Raw genomic sequence first — 18,203 nt, forward strand, 5'->3', positions numbered from 1 at the left:
AGACCTCAGCCGCGCCAGTGCGTATCGCACCGATGCGGACCGGAATGGCCCCAGTCGCGGGTGCAGGTGTTGGTACATTCGTCGCACATGCGGTCGCACTGACCGGCGCCTGCTGTCGGCCCGTCCACGATTTCGGCGGATACAAGGTTGCCGCAGCTATCGCAGGTCGCCAGATCAACATTTGTGAACGTTCTGGGATCGGAATACTTCATCATCGCCTCCATGACCTTACGTCAAATATGCCTTGCAATGAGTGACGCGGCAAGCCGGCGTAAGACCGTGAAACCGGCGGACAAAAATTAGAGAGGGCGAATAAAAAAGCGCCCTTTCGGGCGCTTTTGGTTTTCCTCTTGAGAAGCATTCGATGACGCTTTGTCAGGCGGACGTCTTGTCCTTTTCCTTGCGCGCCTCGGAATAGATGTAGAGAGGCTGCGCATTGCCGCCGACCACTTCTTCCGAGATCACAACCTCCTGCACGCCTTCCATGCCCGGCAGATCGAACATGGTATCCAGCAGAATGCCTTCCATGATCGAACGCAGGCCACGCGCACCGGTCTTGCGTTCGATGGCGCGACGGGCGATGGCGCGCAGGGCGTCTTCGTGGAAGGTCAGCTGAACATCTTCCATCTCGAAGAGACGCTGATACTGCTTGACGAGCGCGTTTTTCGGCTCGCTGAGGATCTGGATGAGCGCATCCTCGTCGAGATCTTCGAGCGTGGCGAGCACGGGAAGACGGCCGACAAATTCCGGGATCAAGCCGAACTTCAGAAGATCCTCCGGCTCGACCTTGCGAAACAGTTCGCCGGTCTTGCGCTCTTCCGGGTTCTCGACGCTAGCACCGAAGCCGATCGATGTTTTGCGGCCGCGATCGGAAATGATCTTGTCCAGACCGGCGAAAGCCCCGCCAGAAATGAACAGGATATTGGCCGTGTCGACCTGCAGGAACTCCTGCTGAGGATGTTTGCGGCCGCCCTGCGGTGGAACCGAAGCGACCGTGCCTTCCATGATCTTCAGCAAAGCCTGCTGAACGCCCTCGCCCGACACGTCGCGCGTGATGGACGGGTTGTCCGACTTGCGGCTGATCTTGTCGATCTCGTCGATATAGACGATACCGCGCTGGGCGCGCTCGACATTATAATCCGCAGACTGGAGCAGTTTGAGGATGATGTTTTCGACGTCCTCGCCCACATAGCCAGCCTCTGTCAGCGTGGTCGCGTCCGCCATGGTGAAGGGCACATCGATGATACGCGCCAGGGTCTGCGCCAAAAGCGTCTTGCCGCAGCCCGTCGGGCCGATGAGCAGGATGTTGGATTTGGCAAGCTCCACATCCTGGTTCTTCGAGGCGTGCGCCAGACGCTTGTAGTGGTTATGAACCGCCACCGACAAAACCCGTTTTGCGTAGGGCTGTCCGATCACATAATCGTCGAGAACGTCGAGAATTTCCTGCGGTGTCGGAACGCCGTCGGAGGATTTGACGATGGAGCTTTTGTTCTCTTCGCGAATGATGTCCATGCACAGTTCGACGCATTCATCGCAGATGAAGACGGTCGGGCCCGCGATGAGCTTGCGAACCTCGTGCTGACTCTTGCCACAAAAAGAGCAGTACAGCGTGTTCTTCGAATCGCCGCCCCCGTTGCCGCTCACTTTGCTCATATGTTCGTCCTTTCGCTGCCCCGCATAACCGCTCCGTCGACGGTCGCATAAAGGGACTGATTCATCCAACCCAAACACAATTCGCCAATGCAGGCAATTCAGTGGATTGGAAAGTAAGACGGGCCGTTTTCTCCGTAACCGGCCCGCCGACTCCTTATTCGGCCTCTCCCTCGACGGCATCGCGCGTCGTGATGACCTTGTCGATCAGACCCCAATCCTTCGCTTCATCAGCCGTCATAAAGTGATCGCGGTCCAGTGTGCGTTCGACCGTATCGTAATCCTGATTGGTGTGTTTGACGTAAACCTCGTTCAAGCGCCGCTTCAGCTTGATGATATCCTGCGCATGACGTTCAATATCGGAAGCCTGCCCCTGAAAACCGCCCGATGGCTGGTGGACCATGACGCGGGCGTTGGGCGTGGCGAAACGCATGTCCGGCGCCCCGGCGCATAGCAGAAGCGAACCCATCGATGCGGCCTGGCCGACGCAAAGGGTCGTCACTGGCGGCTTGATGAACTGCATGGTGTCGTAAATCGCCATGCCGCTCGTCACCACGCCGCCCGGCGAATTGATATAAAGGCTGATTTCCTTTGAAGGGTTTTCCGCCTCAAGAAACAGCAGCTGCGCGCAGACCAGAGACGCCATGCCGTCTTCGACAGGGCCGGTGATGAATATGATGCGTTCTTTCAGAAGCCGCGAAAAAATGTCGTAAGCCCGCTCCCCGCGATTGGTCTGCTCCACGACCATCGGCACGAGGCTCATTGCGGTTTCAACTGGGTCTCTCATTGAAAATCCTTAAGCTTTGCACAAAGAGCGACAGATCATCTGTCACGCCTGGAGCGGCCAGCAGGCAGATCGCCTTTTGAGAAGGGGTAGCCGCAGACTCCCTAAATAAGGGTTGAGCGATCACGATAACAAGACCATCGCGACACCGTACAAAAGATACAATCCTAACCAGTAACCTTTTGTGCAAATCGTGTTGCCCGAAATCGCAGCAAAACACGCATTTCCTGCGTTAGCCTGACCATAATGGCGGCCATGCCGTCTACGGTGGAAAGGACATGACAGCATGAATTACAGTTCGACCGTCTCCATTCGCCTGCTCCTGGCCGGGGCGGCAAGCCTGTCGCTCGGTCTCGCCAGCATCGCGCCAGCCTATGCAGGCAATCGCGCCGTGTCCTGTTATCAGCCTGTTCATCATCCAGCCCAATACAAGGCCGTGACCAAGCGCGTGCAGGTTGCCCCAGCCCGCCGCAGCATCGAGCACATTCCGGCGGTGACCAAAACAGTGTGGCAGACCATCGTCACTCAACCGGCCCGCAAGGAATGGCGCTATGTCCCCGCCGTTACACGGGGCGTCAAAAAGCGAGTTCTGCTTAGACCTGCAGAGCGGGTGCCGCAACACACCCCGGCTGTGACGAAGATCGTGCATGAAACCATAACGGTCCCCGGCGGATATGGCTGGGAGTGGCGTTGGGTGAATGGCAAAAAAACCCTCTGCAAGGTGAAATTGCCCGCCCGCCATCAAACGGTCGCGCGTCAGGTCACGGTTCGCCCGGCCATCGTCAGCTATAAGGTCATTCCACCGCGCTACGGCACCGAATGGACCGAAGAGATCGTCCAGCCAGCACGGACCGAAGAGGTATACGTTCCGGCTGTTCGAGAGCGAGTCGCGCGAACCGTTGTGGTGCGCCCGGCGAGCGAACGCGTCCATACCATTCCGGCGGAATATGCGACCGTAACCGAACAGGTGCAGGTGCGCTCAGCCTCGACAGCGTGGCGAAACGTCAGCGTGCCTCGTCATTGCCGGAACTGAGTGTCTCCCCACTCATGGGAAGAACCTAGACCGACGCATCGACAGCACCGAGGTCGAGCACATCGGTCGTGCCGTCTTCCTCGGTTTCCCACCATGCAAGCCAGCGCCCTTCTTTCCTCAAGAGGCGAAGATAGTTGCGCTGATCGCAGTAGGTTCGCGGGTGCCCCGGCAGGGAGCGCATGCGGATCGGGTGATTCGGCAGCGGGGAATCACCTAGCCAGGCGAGCGTGCCGAGTGTCCGCGCCCAGCCGCGCGGCGGCGGATCGTGCGTAATTCCCGACGCGACAAGTTGATGCACGGTGCCTGTCTTGCAGGCCAGCGTTCCGCGTGTCGCCAGATGGATTTCGCCTGAGAGGATGGTGACATCCGTGCCTGCTTCGTCCTTTGCCTTTACGAGGCGGGCAAGCATTCGCGTCCATTCCTTGCGATGATGGCGGCTCTGCCATTGGTCGCGCAAGTCGTCCTCATATTTCTGCGCGCCCGGAATGATGTTCATCGCCGATTCGACCAACGACAGGCGCGGCCCGAGGACCGGAACGGTAGAAACGAAAAGAACCCGGCTGCCTGCAGCCTTCTTCAACGCTTCGTCAAACGTCCGCCAGCTTTCCTCGCTCATCACGCGGTTCGGCCTTCGGCCACTGCGCAGATCCGGCGCAAGGATGTGAAGCCCCGGCAATTCGATGTGAATGCCGAACCCACCCGCCGTGCGATCCATCATGACGTCTGGCAGATCGTCCAGGGTCGCGGCCTGCTGAAACAGGAGAAAGTGTTCGCGCGCTACCTCATACACCGTCTGCCCGATGGGTGAGTCGAGCTTGCCTTCCGCCAGTGATCCCCAGCCGTCGCAAATGTCATGATCGTCCCACATGGAAATTGTGGGTACCGAGCATAGGAGCGATTTCGCCTCTTCATGACCGAGCAGAACGAGGTAGCGGCCAAAAAGTGACCGTGAAAGCGCCACCCGGATGTTCTCGACATCCTCTGCGGTCACGTCGTCACCGAAATAATCCTCCTCATCCTCCCATTTTCGGGTCATCGGATGCGCATCGAGAATTTCGTCGGCGTAAATCTGATCGCCGCCCTGCAACAACAAATGGAGCGGCGCGTTCGCGTGCTCCGCCTTCAGGCGCGACCAAAGGGTATTGCGCTGTTCTTTCTCACGATCCAGATCGCCCTGCTCCTGCCCGTTGCAGGAAACAAAAGCGATGCGCATCTCGTCGCCGCCATAGTCGGTCGCCAGTCGAACACGCTGATCGTCCAGTTCGTACCATCCGTCCGACAGCCCCAGGGGCAGCTCGAAAAGATAGCGGTCAGCGACGACGCCGTAGCGGTTGAACACCGCCTCGGCCGGCCATTCACGCTCTTGCGTGCGTAAGATCGCACTGGGCTTTTCGCTCGGACGCAAGGCCAGCAAAGCGAAGCGAACCCGCCCCTCCTCTTCTCCACGCATGTAGAGTAGCGGACCGAGGGTCTCGGCAGCCTCCTGAATCGCGTCGTCCGATGGCAATTTCGGGGTGGTTTTGCTCTCGCCGCTCAGCTTGCCGCTCCAGCACTTGTATTCGAAATCATTGTCATATCCGAACAGATAGGGGCTTGGGAGGAGAGTGAAACCGCCCTTGCCATTTCTTAATCAGAACACAGCCGACACATAGGGGTGACGATGCATGCCAAGCCACGGCCAGGTCGGGGCTGAAGCCCGGCGACCGCGGATCAGGCCTTTGCCAGCGCCTGGTCGAGATCGGCGATGAGATCGTTGATCGCCTCGATACCGATCGATAGACGCACCACCTCATTTCCTGCGCCAGCAGCACTGCGCTGATCATCGGAAAGTTGACGGTGGGTCGTGGACGCCGGATGAATCACGAGGCTGCGCGTATCGCCAATATTGGCCAGATGGCTGAAGAGTTCGAGGCCCTCGACGAATTTGACGCCGGCCTCGTATCCACCCTTCAAGCCGAAAGTGAACACGGCTCCCGCGCCTTCCGGTGCGTATTGTTTTTGAAGCGCATGATTGGGAGAGTCTTCAAGGCCCGAATAGTTCACCCATTCCACCTTGTCGTGGCTCTTCAAATGCTTGGCGACGGCGAGCGCATTTTCGCAGTGGCGCTGCATGCGAAGCGGAAGTGTTTCGATGCCGGTGAGTATCTGAAACGCATTGAACGGGCTGATCGCCGGGCCGAGATCGCGGAGCCCCAGCACCCGGCAGGCGATGGCAAACGCGAAGTTACCGAACGTCTCGTGCAGCTTCACACCGCCATATTCCGGCCGAGGCTCTTTAAGCATCGGGTAGCGATCCGATGCGCTCCAGTCGAAGGTGCCGCCATCGACGATGACGCCGCCCATCGAATTACCATGCCCGCCGAGAAACTTGGTCAGCGAGTGCAGCACGATGTCGGCGCCGTGTTCGAGCGGGCGGCAGAGATAGGGGGTCGCCATGGTGTTGTCGACGATCAGCGGAATACCGGCCTTCTGGGCGACTTCGGCAATGGCCGCGATATCCGACACCGCACCGGCGGGGTTGGCGAAACTTTCGATGAAGATCGCCTTCGTCCTGTCGTCGATCAGTTCGGCCATACTGTCAGCCGCGTCGACATCGGCCCAGCGCACTTCCCAGCCGAAATTCTTGAAGGAGTGGCCAAACTGGTTGATCGAGCCGCCATAAAGCTTCTTGGCAGCAATGAAGTTGTCGCCTGGCTCCATGATCGTGTGAAAGACCAGAAGCTGGGCGGCATGGCCGGACGCAACCGCCAGCGCGGCGGTGCCGCCTTCCAGCGCGGCAAGCCGTTCTTCGAGCACGCCCTGCGTTGGATTCATGATGCGGGTATAGATATTGCCGAATGCCTGCAGACCGAACAGCGAAGCGGCATGGTCTGCGCTTTCGAAGACGTAAGACGTGGTCTGGTATATCGGTGTCGTCCGCGCGCCGGTGGTCGCATCGGGCTGCGCGCCGGCATGAATGGCCAATGTCGAAAATCCGGGCTGCTGGTCGCTCATTATAGTCCTCCAAACTGAAATCGCTGGGGACATTGGCGACAGCTAGTAGCATTGTCCAGAGAAAGGAAGATCACTGGCCTGTTGTCATGCGGCCGTCACATCACCACCTTATAAACCAGCGTGAAGGCGCGATACGGACCACGGAAGAACTGGCCGGCGTGTCTTGACCATATTTCCGAAGGTCGCAACTACGACCACAACGCAGCCCTGTTTGCCGTTAACTATTTGTTAACCATTTGAGCGCAGCATGATGTTTCGGAAATTGGACCGAGCCACGGATGTAATGGCAGGTCTACTCCTGAAAGCGGGTTCAACAGAGCCCGCTTTTTGTTTGCGCGAGGACGACCGGTTTTCCTTCATCGTCCAAGCTGTCTAATCTCGTCGACATTCATGACAGGGTTGGCCAGAGCAATGCGTAGCGTTTCAGAAGTTGTCATGGGAATGGACGATGAGATCTGGCGGCGCCACGCCAGTCCGTGGAGCGTCTATACGCGCGTTCCGACCATCCTGCTGTTTACGCTGGCCATCTGGTCCCGCTTCTGGATCGGATGGTGGGCTATCGTTCCAATATCGATCGTCGCCATCTGGACGTTCCTCAATCCACGCCTTTTCGCGCCACCCACCCACTTCGATGGATGGGCGCAGCGCGTGGTCCTCGGCGAACAAATATGGATTGAGAGAAAGAAACGCTCGATACCGTTCCATCATCGGCGAGCGGCGACGCTTCTCCTCATTGCGACGGCGCTCTGCTGCCTTCCGCTTATCTACGGGCTCGTCTGGCGCAATCCCTGGGCAGCCTTTGGCGGCGCAACGCTCTTATCCACGTTCAAACTCTGGTTCTGCGACCGAATGGCCTGGCTACAACGCGATATGGCGCAGCGAGGCGAGGCCAACGCAAGCGATGTTTAAGGAAAAATCTCTATCGATCCCGGCGAATACCAAGGCTCTGCACCTTGTGACCCGCGACCGGCTTTCTGGCCGAAAGCACGCGGCTATTGACGCCATTCCAGCCAATTTCGCCGGACAGGCGCGCATATTCGATTTTCGGGCAACGATTCATGATGACGGTAACGCCAGCCGCTTCCAGCTTCGCTGCGCTCTCATCATGGCGGACGCCAAGCTGCATCCAGACGAATCTCGGCAAGGCGTCCATTGCGAGGATGTTGTCAACGATGCCCGGCACAGCGTCAGGCGCGCGAAAGATGTCGATCATGTCAGGCGTCGCCGGAAGATCGGCCAGATTGGCATAAGTCATTGCACCACAGATCGGCTTGCCAGCCTGTCCGGGATTGACGGGCCAGACCTCGTAGCCCTTGTCGAGCAGATATTTCACCACGAAATAGCTTGGTCGCACCGGATTTGCTGACGCGCCAAGAACCGCGATGGTCTTTGTTTCGGATAGTACGCGGACAATCAGGCTTTTATCGTAATGATCGTGATTCGACGGCTGCCCATCTACACTCATTCCGGCAGCCTCATATTTCCATTGTCATCGAGCGGCGCCATCGGATTGTGAGCCAGTTCCCACAGATGGCCGTCAGGATCGGCAAAATAACCGGAATAACCGCCCCAGAAGACCTTTTCCGGTCGCTTGGCCGGCGTAGCGCCGACAGAGACCGCATGATCGAAAGCGGCATCGACTTCCCGTTCGGAGTCAAAATTGATCGCAAGCGCCACACCCGAGAAACCCGTCTCCGTATTCGCCACATGCGCGTCTTCAGCAAGATCGGTACGGCCGAAGAGACCGAGTTTGGTGCCCGCCATGTGAAAGAAACTCACGCTCTCATTGGAGGCCGACGACTTTTTCCAGCCGAGTTTTTCGTAGAATGCCGTCGAACGTGCGATGTCGGTGACGCCGAGCGTTACCATTGTCAGGCGCGAAGGAAGACCCTCGGTCATCGTCATTCGTCCTTCCATTCCGGCGTGCGCTTTCCAATAAAGGCGCCGATGCCTTCCTCGGCATCCTTGGCCATCATGTTCTCCACCATCACGCGCGCAGTTTCTTCATAGGCCTGATCCAGCGGCATCTCCGCCTGCCGATAGAAGGCCTCCTTGCCGATCTTCAGCGTGAAGGCCGATTTCGACGCTATCGTCTCGGCATATTTCTGCACGACCTGACCGAGATACTGTTTGGGCACAACCCGATTGACGAGGCCGATCTCGCGGGCATGGGTCGGCTCTGTCATCTCGCCCGTCAGCAACATTTCCATGGCATGCTTGCGGTGCACATTACGGCTGAGTGCCACCATGGGTGTCGAGCAGAACAGGCCGATATTGACACCGGGCGTAGCGAAGCGCGCCTCTTCCGACGCGATGGCCAGATCGCAGGAGGCGACGAGCTGACACCCTGCCGCCGTCGCCACGCCATTGACTTCGGCGATCACCGGCACACGCAACCGGACGATGGTCTGCATCAGATCTGCGCAGCGCCGAAACGTCTTTTCGAAGAAGGCTCGGCCGTTATCGTCACTCTCTCGCGCGCCTTGCATCTCCTTCAGATCGTGGCCAGCGCAGAAGACCTTGGCATCGGATGCCAGCACAACGACACGGACGGCGCGATCTTCGGCGGCAGCGTTCAGCGTGTCGGTCAATTCCTCCATGAAGCCGAGGCTGAGTGCATTGGCCGGCGGACGCGCCATCGCCAGACGGCGGACGCCGCCTTCCTGCGTGATCCGCAAACTCTCCGCGCCATGATCTATGGTCAAAACCTCGCCCATTGCCTGCTCCCGATACCTCACCCTCTGGATAAAGACGGTCCGATTGCACCGCCTTTGACAGCCAAGATAGTGTCTTGGCCGCGAGGAGACAGTGATGGCAACGACCGATGGCAATTTATCACCCATCCTGGGAAAGGATGAGGTCCAACGCATCATGGCCGATGGCTTCGGCGAATACCACGACGACTTTCCCTATGAGGTCCTTGCGGTTGAGCCGGGCGAAGTGCGCATCCGATTCAACGCGGAGAAACGCCATTTGCGGCCCGGCGGTACAATATCGGGCCCTGCCCTCTTCACCCTGGCAGACATCGGGGGATGGGCCTGCGCGCTCTCCCATGTGCGCGGCGACCCGCTGATCGTGACGACCAACGTCAACATCAATTTCATGAGGAAGGCTGAGGCAGGACCGGTCGATGCGATCTGCCGTATCCTCAAAATGGGGCGGACGCTGCTGGTATTCGAGGTGGAGATGATCTCGCAAGGCCGCTGCGCCGCCCACGCAACCGGGACGTATGCGATTCCAGCGGTCGAACAGGATTGACGACCACGATAGACGTCACCACATTTTTCGTATACGAAAATTGTCGTGAAGATTGTATGGGATGAACCGAAGCGGCTTACCAATCTCGATAAACACGGGATGAATTTCGCTGATCTAACCGTCGAGTTCTTCGAGGCCGCGACGATCTATCCGGGAAATGGCAACCGCATCGTCTCGATTGGCCACTGGAACGGGCAGATCATCATCACCGTTGTATTCAGACCGCTGGGTTCGGAAGCCATTTCGATCATTTCAATGCGGCCGGCCAGCCGCAAGGAAAGGAGGCACTTATGACACGTAAATATTCATCCGGCCGTCCGCTTACCGACGAGGAAGAGGCGGAAATTCAACGAATGATCCAGTCCGATCCGGAAAATCCAGAACTGACCGACGAGCAGTTGCGGCAAGGCAAACCCTTCGCCGAGGCGTTTCCTGGGCTTGCAGAAAGCATCAAGCGATCGCGCGGCAGGCCCAAAAAAGAGAATGCGAAAACTGCCGTCACGGTACGCCTCGATCCACGCATCCTGGAACGTTGGCAGGCAAGGGAGGACTGGCGAAGCGAAATGGCAAAGCTTCTGGAAGAACAGGCCCCCGATTAGACAATTTTACGGCCGTTTTTGCGGTATATAGATACCTTATCTCTTATCTATTTGAAATTTATAATTTTTACAGAATTTTTGGCATTAAAATAGACTTGACCGCGCTCGCTTTCTCCCCTATTGAGCGCGGTATCGATGGTCCGGCCTCCCATGTCCGGGCCATTGTTTCGTTCGGACGGCCCAGCGCCGATCCGAACCCAAGCAACAAGAAACGCCGGCCGAACCGCCGGTTCCAAAGGACGAAACCATGAAGACCTTTTCGCAGAAGCCTGCGGAAGTGACGAAGGACTGGATCCTGATCGACGCCGAAGGGCTTGTCGTCGGCCGTCTCGCTTCCCTGGTCGCCAACCGCCTGCGCGGCAAGCATAAGCCGAGCTACACGCCACATGTCGACGATGGCGACAACGTCATAATCATCAACGCCGACAAGGCCGTGTTCACCGGCAAGAAATACGAAGAGAAGAAGTATTACTGGCACACCGGCTATCCGGGCGGCATCAAGGAGCGTACGGCCAAGCAGATGTTCGAGGGCCGCTTTCCCGAGCGCGTCCTGGAAAAGGCCGTGCAGCGCATGATCCCCCGTGGCCCGCTCGGTCGCCGCCAGATGAAGAACCTGAAGGTTTATGCCGGCGCCGAACACCCGCATGAGGCGCAGCAGCCGAAGGTGCTGGATGTCGCCGCCCTGTCCTCCAAGAACACACGAGCTTGATCGAAATGGCCGAACTGAATTCTCTCGAAGAACTGGGCGAAGCCGCCGGCGTCGAGGCGACTGCCGAAACCAGCGCCCCCGTTCATGTCCAGAAGCTTGATGCCCATGGCCGCGCCTATGCCACCGGCAAGCGCAAGGATGCCGTCGCCCGCGTTTGGGTAAAACCCGGCTCCGGCCGCATCAGCGTCAACGGCAAGGAATTTGCCGAATATTTCGCGCGTCCCGTCCTCCAGATGGTTCTGCAGCAGCCGATCGTTGCTGCCGACCGCGCCGGTCAGTACGACATCGTCGCAACGGTGGCCGGTGGTGGTCTATCCGGCCAGGCTGGTGCTGTTCGCCATGGCATCTCCAAGGCGCTGACCCACTACGAGCCAGCGCTGCGTGGCGTCCTCAAGAAGGGCGGCTTCCTGACTCGCGACAGCCGCGTCGTGGAACGCAAGAAGTACGGCCGCGCAAAGGCCCGCCGGTCTTTCCAGTTCTCCAAGCGCTAAGCGTTTCGGATCGACTGTCTTCGAAAGGGCCGGCTTCCAAGCCGGCCTTTTCTTTTGTGCTCGCATGGGAAAAGCGGACGCTTGTCTTCCTCCGCGCTCCGAAATATCTGGCAAGCCAGCGAATAAAGAATGGATAGGGAAATGGCAGCGAAGATCTTCATCGACGGCGAACATGGCACAACGGGCCTGCAGATCCGTGAACGCCTCGCCGAGCGCGGCGACCTGACGCTGCTTTCACTGCCGGTGGAAGATCGGCGCGATGCCGCCAAACGCGCCGCCCTGCTGCAGGAAGCCGACATCGCCATTCTCTGCCTGCCGGACGACGCAGCGCGAGAGGCCGTTTCCCTGGCAAAGGGCGAAGGCACTCGTTTCATCGACGCCTCAACCGCCCACCGGACCGCCGAAGACTGGGTCTATGGATTTGCTGAGATGACGGAAGGACAGGCCCAGCGCATCGCCGCAGCGGAGAAAGTCGCCAATGTCGGCTGCTACGCCATCGGTTCGGTCGCGATGCTTCGCCCGCTGACAGAAGCGGAAATCCTGCCGCGCGACTATCCGGTCACGATCAATGCGGTGTCGGGTTATTCCGGCGGCGGCAAACAGATGATCGCGCAGATGGAAGACCCATCGCGCGATGACGCCATAACCGCCAATCACTTCGCCTATGCTTTGACGCTGGCGCACAAGCATCTTCCTGAAATCATGATGCATGGCGGCGTCGAACGGAAGCCGATCTTCACACCTGCGGTCGGACGCTTCGCACAGGGAATGCTGGTCAATCTGCCTCTTCATCTCGACCTTCTCTCCGGTAAACCGGATCTCGCGACAATTCATGCTGCCCTCTCGGACCATTATGCCGGACAAGAGCATGTGACTGTCGCGCCGCTTGGCGAAGCAAGCGCCCTTCCCCGCCTCGATGCTGAGGCAATGACCGGCACCGACGAGTTACGCATTCACGTTTTCGGAACGGATGGCGAGGGACAGGTCAACCTTGTTGCCGCGCTCGACAATCTCGGCAAAGGCGCATCGGGTTCAGCCGTGCAAAATCTGGATCTTATGCTGCGCGGCTAAGGAGTTCTCACGCCTCGCAGCAATCAGACACCTTGCGCGGTGGCCCAACCATTGCCGTAAGACTGAACCTCCACCCGAGTCTGCGGAGGATATGCGCCCTTGGTTCCGCGCCAATGGGCCGTCGCCCATCCCAGAACGACGATTGCCAACCCCTGATGCGTGAGCGCCGCATGGAGCGGAACGGCCCAAAGCAGCGTCAGAATGCCGATGACCATCTGGGCAGCGACCAACAGTACGAGAATGGCTGCCCGACGTGCGTGGGTCGTATTGCCGCCGGCGAAACCGGCAATGGCGTGCCAGATCACTGCGCCGGCTACGACATAGGCGCCGATCCGGTGGACGAATTGCACGGCCTTCGGATTTTCAAAGAGATTGCGCCAGGCCGGCTCAAGCGTATCGAGCCCGGACGGTATCCATGCACCGTCCATCCTGGGCCAGGTATTGTAGGCAAGCCCCGCATCTAGCCCGGCGACTAGACCGCCGATAAATATCTGGATCAGTAAAAGAAGGACGATCAGCCCAGCGCCGATCTGAAAACCGCGTGTGGACGGCCCGCCGCTATGGGGGGCAAGTCCCCGCGCCACGGCCATCGTTGCGGTAAAGATGAGACAAGCTGTCGTCAGATGGATGGCGAGACGGTACTGCGAGACGTCGGTCCGTTCGGTCAGACCTGACGCAACCATCCACCAGCCAATTGCGCCCTGCAGGCCACCAAGCAGCAAAATGCCGATCAGCCGGGGCAGCACGCGCCGCTCGATCTTGCCGAGCGCCCAAAAGCCGATCAATCCGACTGCGAAGACGAAGCCCACGCCTCGCGCAAGCAAACGATGCGCCCATTCCCACCAGAAAATCGTCTTGAACTCGCTCAACGTCATTCCGGCATTGATCTGGGTATATTCCGGTATCTGCTTGTATTTCTCGAATTCTTCCCGCCATTCGGCCGAGTTCATGGGCGGAACAACCCCGTGGATCGGCTTCCATTCGGTGATCGAAAGGCCGCTATCGGTCAGCCTCGTCGCGCCACCGACGAGAACCAACGCAAAGATGAGAAGCAACACCAGATAAAGCCAGACCCGAATCTGCCTGCGGTTCCTGTCTTCCCGGCGCGTCGCCGCTACGGGGTCGAAATCGGAGAAGGAGGCGGGAATGGCGGCCATGGCCGGGCTATCCTTTCGGCAGAGCACAATGGCCGGGTTGTGCCGTAGCACGAAATGGTTTTCAAGCGGCTGATCGTGCTGCTTTCGTGATACAGGCCCTTACCATGCGTCCCAATCTGCGCACATTGATCGGATCGATCCTCCTTATTGTGCTCACGCTTTTCTATGCGTGGCTGACCGTCGCCGTCGCTACGGCCCGGCTGGCGGAATCGAGCGGCCTGACCCATCTGATCTTTTTCGCCACCACTGGTTTGTTCTGGCTGGCGCCGGCCATGCTGCTGGTGCGTTGGATGTACCGTCCTCGCAAGGACAACGGCTAACCTCCGGTTTACCAAGCTGTCGTCAATGCGGCGGCGCTCACACTTGTTTCAGGAACGTCTGTTCTAATCCGCTGGAATTGCGAGGCCACGCCTCTAACAAATCACTCCGGATGCTGCGGATGAACCAGACGATCACTCGTCAGAAGATAACTCGCCGGAAAGTCCCGGCGCCTCAGATCATGCCCTTCTTTACCGGCAATGGCTGGCGCTTGGTCGAAGGTCCGGAAGGCCATGCGCTGCATCAGACCCTGGCGAAGGATGCCGCCGCGTTTGGCGCGCCGCAGGGCCCGCATTGGGCCGAAGCGTGGGAAAAGGCGACCGCCGCGCAAATTATCTACGCAGTCCATGTCGATGACGGTCTGCCTGTGGTTTCCCTGCCGCTGGATATTCGTTCTTCATCCGGCATAACCGTCGCCGCCCTGCCCGGGGGTTCGCACGCCAATGGCTGCTTTCCTGTCATGGCAAAATTCGCGAATAGCGACATCGATCCCAATGGCCTTGGCGAAATACTGCGGGAATTCCATCCAGAGATCGATGCCGTGATCCTGGAGAGGATGCATACCGAAATGAACGGGTTCGCCAATCCGTTTCTGCCGCTCCGCACCAATATCAGCGTCGATCCCGATCTTGCCGCCGATCTCAAAGGGGGCTGGGACGCCTGGCTCAAACGCAATTCCGGCAAGAAAAAACGCAAGAAACACCGTCAGGATTACAGCGCGCTCGAAGCGCTCGGCGCGGTCTCCTTCGAGGTTTTGAGCGAGTCCTCAGAAATATGTGCTGCACTCGACACGTTCTTTGCCATGAAGGCTGAACGATTTCGTGAGATTGGCGTCCGGGATGTGTTTGCCGACGAAACCATTCAAGCCTTTTTCCATCGTCTGGCGGCAGGTTATGCAGGCAGCGGCGGTCGGCAGTTCGACCTCTCCGTTCTGCGCATCGACGACCGTCCCATCGCGATCGGCGGCCACAGCCTTCTGCCGGATCGCATGATCTGCGAATTCTCGGCATTCGAACCGGTCGAGACAGGCATCCGATCAGTGAGTCCATCGCTTTACATGCATTTCGAATCCATCAAACGCGCTGCGAATGACGGGTATCGCTTTTATGATTTTTCGGTAGGCGACGAACCATACAAGCAGCGCTGGTGCGACACACGAACCGAGCTGTTCGATGTGGCCGTCGGTCTCACGCTGAAAGGCCGCGCCTTTGCGTCGGCCCATAATCTGGTGGCGCGAAGCAAACGACGTATCAAATCGAACGGCGCCGCCACGCAAATTTTACAAAAGCTGAGGCGCGCCAGCTTCTTGATCAAGCTTCTTCCGGGGTCTTTTCGATGGCCTTCGCCAGTTCCGAGCAGGTCGCGATGGTCAGATTGCGGAAACCGGCATCGTGAAGCGCTCTGACATGGCCATCGATCTCGGCTTCGTCAGCGTCCATCACAGAAATCACAATCTCGGCGTTTTCGCTGCGCAGTCGCGCAAGCCCAGTCGCGTCGGTCGAGCCGGCCTCGACCAGCACGACATCGAAAACGTCTTCCAGCGCTTCCAATATATCGGGCAATCGGTCGATCTGGCCGACTGCTTCATCAGGCTCGGTCAGGCCGAAGGGTACAACAGACAAATCCGAATATCCGTCGCCGCGTACGACTTGCGAGAGCGTCGCCTTATCGGCCAGCACGTCCATGATGCCTATTGCCGTCTCGCCATCAAGCGGCGGTCTCGATGCCGCTGCGCTTTCCGTCAGGTCGAAGAGGATTGCCCGCAACCCGGCATCGGCCAAAGCACGGGCAATGGCGATTCCGACGATAGCCGCGCCGTCGCCTTCCGGGCTAACGAAAACGACACGAGATGCCCCTGTGTTCGCAAGTACCGAGACCATCTCTCCCGCCGTTGTGGCGACGGCGACTTCGGGCTCGGAGGAAATAGGCGCGATATCCGCCTCCGATGGAACCAGTTCAGGCGCCTCGTGATCGTGTCGCCGTGGTAGGGGAGGCGCGACGGCGGAAGGAACGGCGCTCGAGCTCACCTTTTCCGAAACGACCACGGTCTGGCGAAGCGCACGGCCGCTCATCAGTTCTGCAATCAGAACCGCAACCACGGCGAGAAGCATGCTGCCGACCAAAGCGGCCGCAACAATCGGAACGGGTTTTGGAAAAACCGGCGAGGTGGGCACGGTAGCGCGAGAGAAGATGCGCGCATCCACCGGCTGATAGTCAGCCGCATCGCGCGACTGCGCCGCCCGGTAACGGGCCAGATAGCTTTCCAGAAGATCACGCTGCGCCGATGCCTCACGTTCGAGCGCACGGAGACCAACCTCTTCTTCATCGACACGCGCCGATTCCGCCTTCAGCGAAGAGATCCGGTCGGATAATTCCTGTTCGCGCAGACGGGCGGTCTCGGCCTCGGCCGCCAACGCATTCGCTGCCTTGCGAGCCTCTGTGCGGATCTGTTGATCCAACTGCGAGAGCTGGCTGCGAAGACCGCGCATGCGCGGGTGGTTGTCCAAAAGACGGGCGGACAATTCGGCGATGTCGCTCGCCAGTTCCGCACGCCTCTCCTGCAGGTTTTGCACCACGGGCGATTGAAGAACAGCGGGCAGGCCATTCAATCCCTCGCCCCGGTTCAACGCCTCGCGAACGCTTCTGGCCTGCGCCGCCGCGTCCGATGCCTCGGCCCGCACGCGTGACAGTTCGGCGGAGAGGTCACCAAGTTGCTGGCTGGCCAGCGTCCCGTCGCTGCGGAAGGAGGGAATATCCTTCTCAGCGCGGTAGGCTGCAACTGAGGCTTCGGCTTCACGCACCCGCTTTTGAAGCTCTTCTATCTCGGGTGAAAGCCAGGCCGTCGCCGATGCATTGCTATCGGCCTTCGCACGCGCCTGCACGGCTATGTATTCGTCGGCGACCGCATTGGCTCCTGCCGCGGCAAGCTCCGGGTCTTCCGACGTGAACTCTATGACGATGACACGGGAATTGGGGACGCGATATACGGCGATATGTTCGCCCACGCGCGTCAGAATATCATCGTCGGGCTCGGAGAATGGCAGTAGCGATGAGGCTTGGAACTCCGGTCTGCTTGCTAGATCGAGCCGTTCGATCACATTGGTGAGCACTTCCGTCGAAGTGACCAGAGCCACCTGGCTCTCCACCGCCTCCGCATCGAGCGCAGAGCGATCCGGTTCGTTCGGACGCGTAAAGACGCTTTCGCCGGTTTCCACGATGACACGCGCTTCGCCCATATAGGTCTTGGGCAGAAGGATCACGGCAAAAACCGCCAATGCAGTGCAGGCGAGCACGGCGATCAAAATTCTCGCCCAGTTGCGCCAGATTGCGCCCATCAATGTGCCCATGTCGACATCGACGTCCTGGTCGTGGTGGGAAACCTGATGCATGCGAAAACTCCGATACTCTCGGCCTGAAGGTAAAGAAGGATGGTTTCACATGCGTTAAGCCTCGCGACGCCGTGAAGCGCGCTTTACCGCGTCTTAACCCTAATAGATCGATAACGGCTTATGGCCGCCGAGTTCGAAACGGTGCGGCGCGTGTGTAGGACCGCAAACCATGTTGCCGAACCGACTGCTTCTCATGCTGTTTTCCGCTTTTCTTCTGACAGCGGCAGGATGCTCTCACTATCGGCCAGCGCCCGCCGCTTTCCACGCCGCGCTTCAGGAACCGTATCGGCTGGATGCCGGCGACAACATCCGACTGCTGGTCTATGAGGAGGACGATCTGTCTCAGACCTATGCGGTCGACCAGGCTGGCTACGTTTCGATCCCGCTGGTCGGCCTGGTCCCGGCACGCGGCCGCACGGCCCAGGAGCTGGAACTGGATATTGCCGCCAAGCTGGCCAACGGCTTTCTACGCGATCCCGATGTGGCCGTCGAAGTGGACCGCTACCGTCCCGTCTTCATCATGGGTGAAGTGGGCGCTGCCGGCCAGTACCTCTATGTCCCTGGAATGACAGTGCAAAAAGCCATCGCCGCCGCAGGAGGCTTCAGCACGCGGGCCTATCAGGGTTCGGTGGACATCACCAGAACCGTCAACGGCGAAGTCATGACAGGCCGGGTACCCATCTCCGATCCTCTGCTGCCCGGTGATACGGTTTACGTTCGTGAAAGGCTTTTCTAGGAGCGTTGCAACAG

General features: G+C 59.0%; 21 protein-coding genes. 11 read left to right on the top strand and 10 right to left on the bottom strand.

The features are described 5' to 3' along the window. Positions 1-5: 5 nt before the first annotated feature. From NIM86_RS03225 to NIM86_RS03235, 3 genes are all read right to left on the bottom strand, one after another. Positions 6-215, bottom strand: a complete 210-nt coding sequence (locus NIM86_RS03225; RefSeq protein WP_253379051.1) for a hypothetical protein — start codon at positions 213-215, stop codon at positions 6-8. A gap of 160 nt (positions 216-375) precedes the next feature. After that, positions 376-1,653, bottom strand: a complete 1,278-nt coding sequence (gene clpX / locus NIM86_RS03230; RefSeq protein ID WP_253379052.1) for an ATP-dependent Clp protease ATP-binding subunit ClpX — start codon at positions 1,651-1,653, stop codon at positions 376-378. A 154-nt stretch (positions 1,654-1,807) separates the two neighbouring features. Then, the gene (locus NIM86_RS03235; RefSeq protein WP_253379054.1) at positions 1,808-2,437 is read right to left on the bottom strand and encodes an ATP-dependent Clp protease proteolytic subunit; all 630 of its coding nucleotides are present in this window, start codon (positions 2,435-2,437) and stop codon (positions 1,808-1,810) included. A gap of 283 nt (positions 2,438-2,720) precedes the next feature. Between NIM86_RS03235 and NIM86_RS03240 the strand changes: the two genes are divergently transcribed. Continuing rightward, positions 2,721-3,467 carry a hypothetical protein gene (locus NIM86_RS03240; RefSeq protein WP_253379056.1) on the top strand — a complete coding sequence of 249 codons (747 nt, stop codon included), beginning with the start codon at positions 2,721-2,723 and terminating at the stop codon, positions 3,465-3,467. Between the two features lie 25 nt (positions 3,468-3,492). Here the strand turns inward: NIM86_RS03240 and NIM86_RS03245 are convergent, their stop codons facing one another. Continuing rightward, the gene (locus tag NIM86_RS03245) at positions 3,493-4,974 is read right to left on the bottom strand and encodes an alkaline phosphatase D family protein (protein ID WP_253379057.1); all 1,482 of its coding nucleotides are present in this window, start codon (positions 4,972-4,974) and stop codon (positions 3,493-3,495) included. A gap of 203 nt (positions 4,975-5,177) precedes the next feature. Beyond that, entirely contained in the window at positions 5,178-6,461 is a 1,284-nt protein-coding gene (locus NIM86_RS03250) for an O-acetylhomoserine aminocarboxypropyltransferase (RefSeq protein ID WP_253379058.1), read from the bottom strand. 411 nt (positions 6,462-6,872) lie between these two features. Here NIM86_RS03250 and NIM86_RS03255 point away from each other — a divergent pair, with 411 nt between their 5' ends. Then, positions 6,873-7,370, top strand: coding sequence for a DUF6653 family protein (locus NIM86_RS03255; RefSeq protein WP_253379059.1), 498 nt, complete (start codon positions 6,873-6,875; stop codon positions 7,368-7,370). A 10-nt stretch (positions 7,371-7,380) separates the two neighbouring features. Here NIM86_RS03255 and NIM86_RS03260 read toward each other — a convergent pair whose 3' ends face one another. From NIM86_RS03260 to NIM86_RS03270, 3 genes are read right to left on the bottom strand one after another with little or no spacing between them, the layout of a single operon-like run. After that, entirely contained in the window at positions 7,381-7,926 is a 546-nt protein-coding gene (locus NIM86_RS03260; protein WP_253379060.1) for a CoA-binding protein, read from the bottom strand. Beyond that, complete coding sequence (locus NIM86_RS03265; RefSeq protein ID WP_253379061.1) at positions 7,923-8,366, bottom strand: VOC family protein; 444 nt, start codon at positions 8,364-8,366, stop codon at positions 7,923-7,925. The genes NIM86_RS03260 and NIM86_RS03265 overlap by 4 nt, the downstream gene beginning before the upstream one ends. After that, entirely contained in the window at positions 8,363-9,178 is an 816-nt protein-coding gene (locus NIM86_RS03270) for an enoyl-CoA hydratase (RefSeq protein WP_253379062.1), read from the bottom strand. Before NIM86_RS03270 ends, NIM86_RS03265 begins: the two co-directional genes overlap by 4 nt. Before the next feature lie 94 nt (positions 9,179-9,272). On the opposite strand from NIM86_RS03270, the gene NIM86_RS03275 reads away from it, so the two are divergent. The 6 genes from NIM86_RS03275 to argC all read left to right on the top strand — a co-directional run bounded on the left by NIM86_RS03275 (position 9,273) and on the right by argC (position 12,589). Beyond that, a complete protein-coding gene (locus tag NIM86_RS03275; RefSeq protein ID WP_253379064.1) occupies positions 9,273-9,719 on the top strand; it encodes a PaaI family thioesterase in 447 nt (148 codons plus the stop codon). 45 nt (positions 9,720-9,764) lie between these two features. Further along, positions 9,765-10,013 (top strand): BrnT family toxin, encoded by a 249-nt coding sequence (locus NIM86_RS03280; protein WP_253379066.1) that lies wholly within the window; start codon positions 9,765-9,767, stop codon positions 10,011-10,013. Further along, complete coding sequence (locus tag NIM86_RS03285) at positions 10,010-10,318, top strand: BrnA antitoxin family protein (protein WP_253379068.1); 309 nt, start codon at positions 10,010-10,012, stop codon at positions 10,316-10,318. The genes NIM86_RS03280 and NIM86_RS03285 overlap by 4 nt, the downstream gene beginning before the upstream one ends. A 247-nt stretch (positions 10,319-10,565) precedes the next feature. Next, on the top strand, positions 10,566-11,027 hold the full coding sequence (gene rplM, locus NIM86_RS03290; RefSeq protein WP_253379070.1) for a 50S ribosomal protein L13: 462 nt from the start codon (positions 10,566-10,568) through the stop codon (positions 11,025-11,027). Between the two features lie 5 nt (positions 11,028-11,032). Further along, positions 11,033-11,518: a 30S ribosomal protein S9 gene (rpsI, locus tag NIM86_RS03295; RefSeq protein ID WP_253379074.1), complete on the top strand. Its 486-nt coding sequence runs from the start codon at positions 11,033-11,035 to the stop codon at positions 11,516-11,518. A gap of 141 nt (positions 11,519-11,659) precedes the next feature. After that, positions 11,660-12,589 carry an N-acetyl-gamma-glutamyl-phosphate reductase gene (argC, locus tag NIM86_RS03300; protein WP_253379075.1) on the top strand — a complete coding sequence of 310 codons (930 nt, stop codon included), beginning with the start codon at positions 11,660-11,662 and terminating at the stop codon, positions 12,587-12,589. Between the two features lie 23 nt (positions 12,590-12,612). Here argC and NIM86_RS03305 read toward each other — a convergent pair whose 3' ends face one another. Then, positions 12,613-13,746: a COX15/CtaA family protein gene (locus tag NIM86_RS03305; protein WP_253379076.1), complete on the bottom strand. Its 1,134-nt coding sequence runs from the start codon at positions 13,744-13,746 to the stop codon at positions 12,613-12,615. Positions 13,747-13,850: 104 nt separating this feature from the next. Here NIM86_RS03305 and NIM86_RS03310 point away from each other — a divergent pair, with 104 nt between their 5' ends. Then, positions 13,851-14,066, top strand: coding sequence for a DUF2842 domain-containing protein (locus tag NIM86_RS03310; RefSeq protein ID WP_253379077.1), 216 nt, complete (start codon positions 13,851-13,853; stop codon positions 14,064-14,066). A gap of 119 nt (positions 14,067-14,185) precedes the next feature. Further along, positions 14,186-15,469, top strand: coding sequence for a GNAT family N-acetyltransferase (locus NIM86_RS03315; RefSeq protein ID WP_253379081.1), 1,284 nt, complete (start codon positions 14,186-14,188; stop codon positions 15,467-15,469). Here NIM86_RS03315 and NIM86_RS03320 read toward each other — a convergent pair. After that, positions 15,375-17,453, bottom strand: a complete 2,079-nt coding sequence (locus NIM86_RS03320) for a GumC family protein (protein ID WP_253379082.1) — start codon at positions 17,451-17,453, stop codon at positions 15,375-15,377. The genes NIM86_RS03315 and NIM86_RS03320 overlap by 95 nt on opposite strands. Positions 17,454-17,622: 169 nt before the next feature. Here NIM86_RS03320 and NIM86_RS03325 point away from each other — a divergent pair, with 169 nt between their 5' ends. After that, positions 17,623-18,189, top strand: coding sequence for a polysaccharide biosynthesis/export family protein (locus tag NIM86_RS03325; protein WP_253379083.1), 567 nt, complete (start codon positions 17,623-17,625; stop codon positions 18,187-18,189). Positions 18,190-18,203: the final 14 nt, after the last annotated feature.

This window comes from Notoacmeibacter sp. MSK16QG-6, from assembly GCF_024158145.1.
Taxonomy (GTDB): Bacteria; Pseudomonadota; Alphaproteobacteria; order Rhizobiales; family Rhizobiaceae; genus Notoacmeibacter.